Consider the following 9,166-nt stretch of genomic DNA (forward strand, 5'->3'; position numbering starts at 1 on the left):
CCCCCCATGTTGTTTAAAAGTTAATTCCTATTTTTTCAAGCGTACCAATCGCCAACATTGCTGTGTGTGGTATATCGACAATGAGAACCGATGCAAACATTGTGATAATTGGCTTGCCATAGCCGCTTTCTTTTGATGATCCGTTAGCTACTTGAACTAGCCCATAGGCACCAACTAAGAAGTAGATCAATCCAATAACTTGAATGAGTCCGACGATGATTGTTATTTGTGCCATAAACGCTAGTGCTGTGCTGGCACTAGAAAGCTTTTCTACTCTTGTTTTTAATTCGCCAGTGAGACCAGACATAGCGTCACTCATACAGCTCTCAACGGCACTACCGTCCTTGATTATTTGACAGAAATTATCAACACCGTAAAACGTTGCCGTGAATACGTCCAACGTTACAAAAACGTTCATCATTACCGTACCAGCAAGAAGGCCAACAATTGGAGCAATGAATTTATTTTTTTGGTTTTCGTTGGCTGCTAAGGCTATTTTGTAACCTGCCGCTATGAAGACCACAAAACCCAATAAAAACCCGAAAACCGTAGTCAGAGTTTGACCAAGACTTATTAACTCAATTCGAGCGTTATCTGCGGCATCATTGCCGAAAGCGAATGCGACGGCGGGAAGGAAAAGCAGCGTTAAAAATGTGATTACGTTTCTTACATTCATTTGCCCTCTGATCGATGTTGGTTTTGTTTAATTATCAAACGAAGCTCTTGATCAAGACATTTCATATAAACAGGATCATAAGCATCTTTTTTCATTTCACACGGAAAGTAGTTAATCATAATATCCTCTGAAATTTGAGGGGTTACCCCTAGAAGTCCGCCAAAGATTAGACCGGCAACGCATAACTTACATTCCTCTCTCGTAAGATTTTTGTACTTATCATCGTGAGCTAATATTAGAAAAAAAAAGACGAACCATAAAAAGCCTATCAAGCAAATGAATGGTTTGTGGGTATGTATTAGATAAAATATTGAAAATTCTTCGTTCATCTTTCTCCTGATCGATTAAGCCGCAGGCGGCTTTTGTTCATTTGGCTTGTTCTTTGGTGCTTTGCTTTTCTTAATGTCTTCAAACATTTTTATGACCGGAATCATCGCCGGCACACAATTGATCTCACTGAGTATTTCCCTAGTTACTGGGTTGTATTCAAGATCGTTGTTATCCATCTTGTGTTCGATCAATTCGCTATTTTCGATTGCTGTAACAGCAAACAACAGAATTTGACGCAACATGGCCTCATCACCACCTTTGCTTATAGCAGTGCCTAGCTTCATCGCTACGAGCTGACGTACTCGATCACTGGGGATTGTTGGCAATATGCTTTCAATGTGCGTAATCAACGCCTGAGCGGCTATGCTGATGTGTTTTAAGTCTATTTCTTTAATTTCTTCTGCTTCCATTTTAGGTCCTCATTACTGGTTATTTGTTTAAAAATCATTTTTGTCAAATGATTCATCTTCTGCTTGTGCCACTGGTTTTGCTTCTTCTTGTTCATCTAACGTTGAGAAATCGACTTTTTTGAATGCTTTCAATTTCATTTCTGCAATTGCTTTTTTGCTTTCATAATCTTTATAAAGTGACTTATAGCTGTAATCGACTAAAAACCTTGACGTTGTTCGATTGTTCTTTGCTTCTTTTTCCTCTCGAAAGTCTTCAATTAGACCCAATTCTTTAAGTGCTGCATTGGCCTTTCGTATTTTCATTACAAACATTTTAGACGGCATTTTATCGCTGATGCGGAAACGTTCTTTTAACATTTCAACACTGAAATAGTTTGTTTTGTTACGTCTATTACAAACGTACAACACATATAGAATTCGCTGATATTCATTAGTTAATAAGCTCAACATCTTAGTATCGATTTCGTATAACTCTTTAAGGCTCCCAAAAAATTCAATAAAACGTTTTGACACATCAATCTTTCCACCTTTTTTAGTCATCTCGCCAGTGATGAAGTTAAGAAAAACAGTTTTTGTTCCTTCCTCCGTTTCTTCTTCATATTCAATATTGATTTTGTTGAGCTTTCTAATTGACTGCTTGAATATCGAAAAATACATTGTTCTATGTGATGTTTTAACATCAAAATCATTCATTATTTCATCAAGGGTAAACTCAAATTCATTGCTTTTGCTGCTGTATACTTTTCGCAAAATAAACAGAAATACCTCAAAGTCATTGAATATAGTCAACGACGTGGAAGCAATATGTATGTTTTTAGCATTGTGGTTTTTAGCTATTTCAAAGCCTTTCGGCTCTTTGTGAGAATTTATTGTGTTGAACAATGGAAGAGCGAGAAAAATGCGAGGAACTGAAACAAAACCTTTTAGTTTGAACACTTTTTTTTCTTTGCCGTTTTCCTTCAAAATGTATTTCATGGTTATTTTTTACCCTTGTTATACTTATAATTAACCACAAAAAAAACAAATTACAAGATTAAAACAGTAAAAAAATAACAAATGCTGTTAACCGTATTATCATGCTTTGAGATTACCCATATTTTAAAAGATAATCGGCTCAAAAAAATAAGGAGCGTTAACCGAAAGGGGGTAAATAAATAAGGAGCGTTAACCGGGATTTTTGAGATTTCCCTATTCTCGCGGGCTTATTTGATTGTTTCAGGAAAAGAAAAGATATTTACTTCGTAAATCTATATATAAGATGTAAGCCAAGGTCAAAAGCCTGTCTGGTGGATCTAAAATCTTAAAACCTAACTGCTTTAACCTTGGCGGTTTATTTTGACAAGATAAATTCTAGAAATTATGATCCTGTAAACCCCATCAAGGATCGTTGAAAATGTCTAAACTGCTTGACCTACTCGCACAGCAAAAACAGCTTGAAGAGCAAATCAAAAGCCTTCAATCCAACGAACAAGAAGCGAAAGTCATGAAATTTGTTGAAGAGCTTGAAGCCCTTCGCAACAAATACGGCTATAAGGTGCCCGATTTTCTCGACGTGGTGCATTCCCTTCACCGGGTAAAAACACCCGCTAAAACCGCCCAAAGCGTGAGCGTGAAGACCACAAGGGCGAAAGCTCCGAAGTTCAAAGTCATGATCAATGGCGTTGAAACGATCTTGCAAAGCAAGAAAGCGGGTGCTGTCAGTAAAACGATTGCAGCACTAGGCTTCACGACATACGCTGATTATCTGAGTGACTTGATCAAGAAAAACAAAGTGACGGACTTCGACGCTTTGATCAAAAAGCTCAACGGGGTTCCAGTATGAGTTTCGAACAATCTAAGTACGAAGGTTTTTACGAAGATTATTCGCATTGTGACAAAGAGGGGTTTGGCTTATTGATCGATGATATCGACTTCGACAATGAGTCTCAGGTCGCTGCTGCATGTTCTTTAATTCTCCATGTTTTGACTGACTGTCGTTTCAACGTTACTGTCGTTGAAGAAGACGACGAGCTGTATTTTTACGTTGCTGACGTAAAAGTCTCGTATGAAGCAGCAAAGCGAAATCTTGAAGATCGTCGGGGCGTCGGCTACGTTTTTGATTGTTACGTTACCGAAAGATCTTTAAATACAGCTTTGGGCTGGTGAGTTATCTCACATTCATGAAGCCCCTTAACCGGGGCTTTTTTATGTCTTAAATTCCTTGGCGGTTTATTCTGCAAAAACATTTTTATGAAAACATAACCGAATTTATTTCAAGAAAATTTCAATATTTTTTGAATTTACCGTTTTTGCGATGCTCGATTTGTGGCTTATATAAGCCATAAACTTCGTGTCAATAGCAGATTGAAAATATATTTAAGGTTGAACCTTAATTTAAAATAGGGTTTGACAATGATCATTTAACCATCAAAAAGTTTGGCGGTTTAATTTGACAAGGTCTTTTAATATGATTTAATAAAAGTAAGAAATCAAAAAAAGGAGACTTATGTTAAAAACAATTACTACTAAACCAAGAAAATTTGATGTTAGAAAGTTAGCTTATGATGCTTTTCGTTTGGCCGCTGTGCTCAGCAAAGATAAGACCTATACAAATCACAGATTAAACAAATATCTAATTGTTAGTAATGATTCAACGGGCATAAACGTCGCAAACGCTGTATTTCAAGATTACTTTAAGTCGGACGAATACACCGATGCACGATCTAAGAAGATTCACATTATTGATCTTGATGAAGACGATTATGATTTTGCGGCAATAAAGCTTTGCGTTGCAAAAACTTATAAATCGGTTTCTTCGATTTCTCAACAGCAAAAATATACTAATCTTCTCGATGGTGATTTGACCGCAATCAATAATATTTCTTTCGATCCTGCTGTATGGGAAGTTTTTAAAAATCAGCCGGAAAGGGATTTCTTCAATTATCAAGAAATCAGAAAAGAATATGTTGTAAGAATATCACTCGTAAAGAATGGAAGGGTTTTCAAAAAGATAAAATGCAACGTTGGCTATTTCACGTTGATCGCAGGCAGTAAGCCTTTTGATTATCAAGAAGTTGAAAGCGAAGAAAAGAAAGCAACAAGGCAATCACTTTTCAACCCTTGCTTTGAGGTTGGCGGCGTTGAGTTTATGGCCGTATTTAACGAAAGAAACAAGCGTTACAAATCATTAGTAGACATGATTAGGTTGTAAAATCTAAATCATAAGCAAAAAACAAGAAGCCCAAAGATAGGGCTTTTTTCGTTTTTAATGTCAATTATCCGTTCTATCCAAACGCGAGCCACATTGAAACCTTGGCGGTTTCTTCCGCCTTTGATGTTTCTTTTTTTAAGCGAAGCGACCACCAGAATAGGCGAGCCACTGCACGCCAAACGCGAAGCGTGCATCTGTAATACCCAAAGCAACGGATTATTGCAGGCATAGAAGCCATTCCCGGCGATTTTTCACACTGGTACAAGTCCCAGCGTTCAAAACCACCCTGATCGGGAATCGAGGGCTTTTAACGCACCATTGGCCGGGCGTTCACAACCGGGCCAATACCCACGGAGTGAGATAGCATCTGGGCACTCGACAAGCGTAAAGCTGTCGAGTCACTGCCCATCGTCTTGGGAGTTGAGATAGTTGGCGATTACATCACCATGACATGCCGCAGGCTTGCAGTGGCAACCGAGCGTCTTACCTCTAAGCTTCTCGATGTTTTCATCGAATTTTTCGGGTAATTTCAAAAAGCGTTTTTCGAAATCATAAGCAAACTTGGCTATAACTTCGTCGCGTGTGCCTTCTTTGCCCATCTGGTAAGGGTTTCCCCATAGGGTTCCTCTACCTATGTAAACATCATAACTGTCACCGTTATCTTTATTAGAAACTTTGGTGATTTTCAAATTTATGATTCTGGTTGGTATTTCTTTTTCTCGCAATTCACTATCGAGGATGAAGAAACAATTTCTTTCTTCATCTTGAAAAAGAATGGCGTGTGTCACTTCTTTCAATGCTTCTTTATCTGAGCTGAACGGGACTGCAGGTAATCCCTTGGACTGTGAATATTTTTCGATAAAACTATTTTCATCGGACACGAAAATCAGCTCTACTTTTTTAAGAGAGCTGATAATCTTATCGACTTTCCTTTCGAATTTTGAGTAAGAAAGGAAGTCAACGGGGTATGCAATCAGAACTTTTGCATCACTAATCATATTAAATCTTTGACAACCGCATCAGATTGATCCCACGCTTGTTTGAGATAATTTGCAACCAGCCGTCTATGGCACTGATGCGGCTGATGCTCACTGCACAACAAGCACCCTTCATCTATGATTTCAGGCTTCACATGCTTTTCAATATTCCGCCTAGACATAAGATTGAGGAATTTATCCTCATACTGTTGCCAAGAAATTTCTTTCTTTTGGTAAGGCGACAAAATTTCTTTCGTAGGAGCCAACTCAGGCAAATGTACGTAATCAACGTCGCACAATTCTTTTAGAAAGTATTTTAAATCATCTTTCTTTGCAAAGCCCGATAGCTGAGAAATATTGTTCAACCGAACGTCAACAATCCGTTTTGTGCCTGATAATTTAATCAGCGAGAAAAAGCGTTCTGCTTTCTTCTCCGTAAAACCTATCGTATAAATTTTCATCGCTTTCAAAATACCCCCGCAATAACTTTGTAGGCATATCCTTGACCTTTGACATAACCATTCGCTCTGGTAAACACCTCACTTAAGCTGATAGTCATATAGTTGATATCAGTTGGGTGATAAATGCCTTCACCTTTTGCTTTATAAAACGCTTCTGCAGCTAAGTCAGTTAGCGATAATTTATATCTGGTGCCATTGTATAGAAAGGATGCACGGATTTTCTTCGAAGGGTTTCCAAATGCTGCCCCTTCTATGTCGACCGAAATATGCTCCAATTTATCTATCTTGATAAAATATAATGTCTGCAGTGGATTCGCTAAATCTCTTTCATGAACCTGATTGTTTATGCAGTTTCCGCTTTGTAGACCATTTTTCCACAGAATTTTAGGTGTATCGATCATTTCATCTAGTCTCGCAGCCGGTAAAGCTCCGAGTTTTTTCCACTCCGGTTTGTCCGCAATTATGTGATTCTCAGTCTGATACTCATGCTCGTGTACTCCTTTCACCTCTACGCTCGCCCAATCCAGCTTTTTTACGTAGACGCCCAATTGATAGCTTGCCTCTGCACTTGTAAGGCCCCGACTTGGCCTATCACTCACAGGACGAAACCATTTGCCGTGGTCATCGCCGCCGACAATTTTTCCTGCTATGCAATGTTCACTGTGCTTTTTCGAGTCTGCTAAACAGACAAATTCCATTTTAGTAGCGACCATTTTCCTTCCGTCTCCGTTGCGTGGCGGATTGCCACCCCATATGGATATAGGCTGCATCGAGTGGAGTCAAATTTGGCCCTGAGATGGAATGTTATCCTATATCAATTCTTGGGCGAGAGACCGGCAACGTTGGAAGGGCGTTTTGTACCTTACCGGGTGTTGCTTTTCGGGGACATAGGGCTGGTCGAACGGGAGGGGACCGGCTTTGGAAGGACGCTTAAACGCAGCGTTTTGAGTGGTTTCTTTATAAAAAAGAGTAGAATTTTTGGATAAAAAAAAGGGTAGAAATTTCTTTCTACCCTTTCTCTAAGTCCTTGATTTACAAGGAAAATTATGGTGCCCCGAGGGAGACTCGAACTCCCACTCCTTTCGAAAACGGATTTTGAATCCGCCGCGTCTACCAATTCCGCCATCAGGGCTCAATGGCGGCGAAGTATAGAGATGAGATTACCGTTGGTCAATCACGTTTCATGGTCTATTTTCGATATTTCCGCTAAACTTTCCGGCCCTGCTAGACGAACCCCATCATGCGTGTTGCTGACTTTACTTTCGAGCTCCCTGATTCGCTGATCGCTCGCCACCCTTTGGCCGAGCGTCGCGGTAGTCGCCTGCTGACCCTTGATGGGCCGAGCGGCGCCCTCGCACACCGTCAATTCACTGATTTGCTTGAGCATTTGCGCCCGGGCGATTTGATGGTGTTCAACAATACCCGCGTGATTCCGGCGCGGCTGTTCGGGCAGAAAGCGTCCGGCGGCAAGCTGGAAATCCTCGTCGAACGCGTGCTCGATACGCACCGCGTGCTGGCCCATGTGCGCTCCAGCAAGTCGCCGAAGCCGGGTTCGAAGATCCTCATCGACGGCGGTGGCGAAGCGGAAATGATCGCGCGTCACGACGCGTTGTTCGAGCTGGCCTTCGCTGAAGAAGTGTTGCCGCTGCTCGACCGCGTCGGGCACATGCCGCTGCCTCCTTATATAGACCGTCCGGACGAAGGTTCGGATCGCGAGCGTTATCAGACCGTGTACGCCGAGCGTCTGGGTGCGGTGGCGGCGCCGACGGCCGGGCTGCATTTCGATCAGTCGCTGATGGAGGCCATTGCTGCGAAAGGCGTCGAGACCACGTTCGTCACGCTGCACGTGGGCGCCGGTACCTTCCAGCCTGTTCGCGTCGAGAAGCTTGAAGATCACCACATGCACACCGAGTGGCTGGAAGTCGGCCAGGACGTGGTCGACGCAGTGGCTGCGTGTCGTGCGCGTGGTGGTCGGGTGATCGCGGTCGGCACCACCAGCGTGCGTTCGCTGGAAAGTGCTGCGCGCGATGGCGTGCTCAAGCCGTTCAGCGGCGACACCGATATCTTTATCTTCCCGGGCCGGCCGTTCCATGTGGTCGATGCCCTGGTGACCAATTTCCATTTGCCGGAATCCACGCTGTTGATGCTGGTTTCGGCATTTGCCGGTTATCCCGAAACCATGGCCGCCTACAAGGCTGCCGTCGACAACGGTTACCGCTTTTTCAGCTACGGTGATGCGATGTTCATCACCCGTAACCCCGCACCTACTGCCCCTAAAGAAACCGGCCCAGAGGAAACAGAATGAGTCGCGAATGTCGCATGTCCTTTGAGCTCCTTGCCACCGATGGCAAGGCCCGTCGTGGTCGCCTGACCTTCCCGCGTGGCACCGTCGAGACCCCGGCGTTCATGCCAGTGGGCACGTACGGCACGGTCAAGGGCATGTTGCCGCGTGACATCGTCGCCACGGGCGCAGAGATGATTCTGGGTAACACCTTCCACCTGTGGCTGCGTCCTGGCACCCAAGTGATCAAGGAGCACGGCGACCTGCACGATTTCATGCAGTGGAAAGGCCCGATCCTTACCGACTCCGGCGGCTTCCAGGTGTTCAGCCTCGGCGCGATGCGCAAGATCAAGGAGGAGGGCGTGACCTTCGCCTCCCCGGTCGACGGCGCCAAAGTGTTCATGGGCCCGGAAGAATCGATGCAGGTTCAGCGCGATCTGGGCTCGGACGTTGTGATGATTTTTGACGAATGCACCCCGTATCCGGCTGACGAAGACGTCGCGCGCGTATCGATGGAACTGTCGCTGCGTTGGGCTCAGCGCTCGAAAAATGCCCACGGTGAAAACACCGCAGCGTTGTTCGGTATCGTGCAGGGCGGTATGCACCAGGATCTGCGCAAGCGCTCGCTCGAAGGCCTCGACAAGATCGGTTTCGATGGCCTGGCCATTGGCGGTCTGTCGGTCGGCGAGCCGAAGCACGAGATGATCAAAGTATTGGATTATCTGCCGGGCATGATGCCGGCTGACAAACCTCGTTACCTTATGGGCGTTGGCAAACCGGAAGATCTGGTTGAGGGTGTGCGCCGCGGTGTGGACATGTTCGATTGCGTGATGCCAACCCG

The 9,166-nt window shown here is 43.6% G+C and carries 12 protein-coding genes and 1 tRNA gene; 5 read left to right on the forward strand and 8 right to left on the reverse strand.

What is annotated here, in order from left to right:
* Positions 1-13: 13 nt before the first annotated feature.
* The 4 genes from ACIP1X_RS19760 to ACIP1X_RS19775 are packed head-to-tail and all read right to left on the reverse strand — an operon-like array spanning position 14 to position 2,391.
* On the reverse strand, positions 14-676 hold the full coding sequence (locus ACIP1X_RS19760; protein WP_400754466.1) for a hypothetical protein: 663 nt from the start codon (positions 674-676) through the stop codon (positions 14-16).
* Positions 673-1,005 (reverse strand): hypothetical protein, encoded by a 333-nt coding sequence (locus ACIP1X_RS19765; protein ID WP_400754468.1) that lies wholly within the window; start codon positions 1,003-1,005, stop codon positions 673-675. The genes ACIP1X_RS19760 and ACIP1X_RS19765 overlap by 4 nt, the downstream gene beginning before the upstream one ends.
* Positions 1,006-1,020: 15 nt before the next feature.
* Positions 1,021-1,416: a hypothetical protein gene (locus tag ACIP1X_RS19770; protein WP_400754470.1), complete on the reverse strand. Its 396-nt coding sequence runs from the start codon at positions 1,414-1,416 to the stop codon at positions 1,021-1,023.
* Positions 1,417-1,443: 27 nt separating this feature from the next.
* Entirely contained in the window at positions 1,444-2,391 is a 948-nt protein-coding gene (locus ACIP1X_RS19775; protein WP_400754472.1) for a hypothetical protein, read from the reverse strand.
* 418 nt (positions 2,392-2,809) lie between these two features.
* Here ACIP1X_RS19775 and ACIP1X_RS19780 point away from each other — a divergent pair, with 418 nt between their 5' ends.
* From ACIP1X_RS19780 to ACIP1X_RS19790, 3 genes are all read left to right on the forward strand, one after another.
* On the forward strand, positions 2,810-3,238 hold the full coding sequence (locus tag ACIP1X_RS19780) for a hypothetical protein (RefSeq protein WP_400754473.1): 429 nt from the start codon (positions 2,810-2,812) through the stop codon (positions 3,236-3,238).
* A complete protein-coding gene (locus ACIP1X_RS19785; RefSeq protein WP_400754476.1) occupies positions 3,235-3,561 on the forward strand; it encodes a hypothetical protein in 327 nt (108 codons plus the stop codon). Before ACIP1X_RS19780 ends, ACIP1X_RS19785 begins: the two co-directional genes overlap by 4 nt.
* A gap of 340 nt (positions 3,562-3,901) precedes the next feature.
* The gene (locus tag ACIP1X_RS19790) at positions 3,902-4,606 is read left to right on the forward strand and encodes a hypothetical protein (RefSeq protein ID WP_400754479.1); all 705 of its coding nucleotides are present in this window, start codon (positions 3,902-3,904) and stop codon (positions 4,604-4,606) included.
* Between the two features lie 398 nt (positions 4,607-5,004).
* Here ACIP1X_RS19790 and ACIP1X_RS19795 read toward each other — a convergent pair whose 3' ends face one another.
* From ACIP1X_RS19795 to ACIP1X_RS19810, 4 genes are all read right to left on the reverse strand, one after another.
* Positions 5,005-5,604, reverse strand: a complete 600-nt coding sequence (locus tag ACIP1X_RS19795; protein WP_400754482.1) for a DUF4326 domain-containing protein — start codon at positions 5,602-5,604, stop codon at positions 5,005-5,007.
* Positions 5,601-6,044 (reverse strand): DUF488 family protein, encoded by a 444-nt coding sequence (locus ACIP1X_RS19800; RefSeq protein WP_400754488.1) that lies wholly within the window; start codon positions 6,042-6,044, stop codon positions 5,601-5,603. The genes ACIP1X_RS19795 and ACIP1X_RS19800 overlap by 4 nt, the downstream gene beginning before the upstream one ends.
* Positions 6,045-6,049: 5 nt before the next feature.
* Positions 6,050-6,757 (reverse strand): dual OB domain-containing protein, encoded by a 708-nt coding sequence (locus tag ACIP1X_RS19805; RefSeq protein WP_400754484.1) that lies wholly within the window; start codon positions 6,755-6,757, stop codon positions 6,050-6,052.
* A 334-nt stretch (positions 6,758-7,091) separates the two neighbouring features.
* A tRNA-Leu gene (locus ACIP1X_RS19810) sits at positions 7,092-7,176 on the reverse strand.
* 108 nt (positions 7,177-7,284) lie between these two features.
* Here ACIP1X_RS19810 and queA point away from each other — a divergent pair.
* Entirely contained in the window at positions 7,285-8,349 is a 1,065-nt protein-coding gene (gene queA / locus ACIP1X_RS19815) for a tRNA preQ1(34) S-adenosylmethionine ribosyltransferase-isomerase QueA (protein WP_053123547.1), read from the forward strand.
* A gap of 14 nt (positions 8,350-8,363) precedes the next feature.
* Positions 8,364-9,166: tRNA guanosine(34) transglycosylase Tgt (gene tgt, locus ACIP1X_RS19820; protein ID WP_400754486.1), on the forward strand; the 803-nt coding region annotated here is incomplete at its 3' end.

The organism is Pseudomonas sp. NPDC088885, assembly GCF_044750025.1.
In the GTDB taxonomy this organism is placed as follows: domain Bacteria; phylum Pseudomonadota; class Gammaproteobacteria; order Pseudomonadales; family Pseudomonadaceae; genus Aquipseudomonas; species Aquipseudomonas rustica.

What these genes read in the sequence shown, in the direction of transcription:
- ACIP1X_RS19760 (WP_400754466.1), bottom strand. Translation starts at nt 676, where the DNA reads ATGAATGTAAGAAACGTAATCACATTTTTAACGCTGCTTTTCCTTCCC.
- ACIP1X_RS19765 (WP_400754468.1), bottom strand. Translation starts at nt 1,005, where the DNA reads ATGAACGAAGAATTTTCAATATTTTATCTAATACATACCCACAAACCA.
- ACIP1X_RS19770 (WP_400754470.1), bottom strand. Translation starts at nt 1,416, where the DNA reads ATGGAAGCAGAAGAAATTAAAGAAATAGACTTAAAACACATCAGCATA.
- ACIP1X_RS19775 (WP_400754472.1), bottom strand. Translation starts at nt 2,391, where the DNA reads ATGAAATACATTTTGAAGGAAAACGGCAAAGAAAAAAAAGTGTTCAAA.
- ACIP1X_RS19780 (WP_400754473.1), top strand. Translation starts at nt 2,810, where the DNA reads ATGTCTAAACTGCTTGACCTACTCGCACAGCAAAAACAGCTTGAAGAG.
- ACIP1X_RS19785 (WP_400754476.1), top strand. Translation starts at nt 3,235, where the DNA reads ATGAGTTTCGAACAATCTAAGTACGAAGGTTTTTACGAAGATTATTCG.
- ACIP1X_RS19790 (WP_400754479.1), top strand. Translation starts at nt 3,902, where the DNA reads ATGTTAAAAACAATTACTACTAAACCAAGAAAATTTGATGTTAGAAAG.
- ACIP1X_RS19795 (WP_400754482.1), bottom strand. Translation starts at nt 5,604, where the DNA reads ATGATTAGTGATGCAAAAGTTCTGATTGCATACCCCGTTGACTTCCTT.
- ACIP1X_RS19800 (WP_400754488.1), bottom strand. Translation starts at nt 6,044, where the DNA reads ATGAAAATTTATACGATAGGTTTTACGGAGAAGAAAGCAGAACGCTTT.
- ACIP1X_RS19805 (WP_400754484.1), bottom strand. Translation starts at nt 6,757, where the DNA reads ATGGTCGCTACTAAAATGGAATTTGTCTGTTTAGCAGACTCGAAAAAG.
- queA (WP_053123547.1), top strand. Translation starts at nt 7,285, where the DNA reads ATGCGTGTTGCTGACTTTACTTTCGAGCTCCCTGATTCGCTGATCGCT.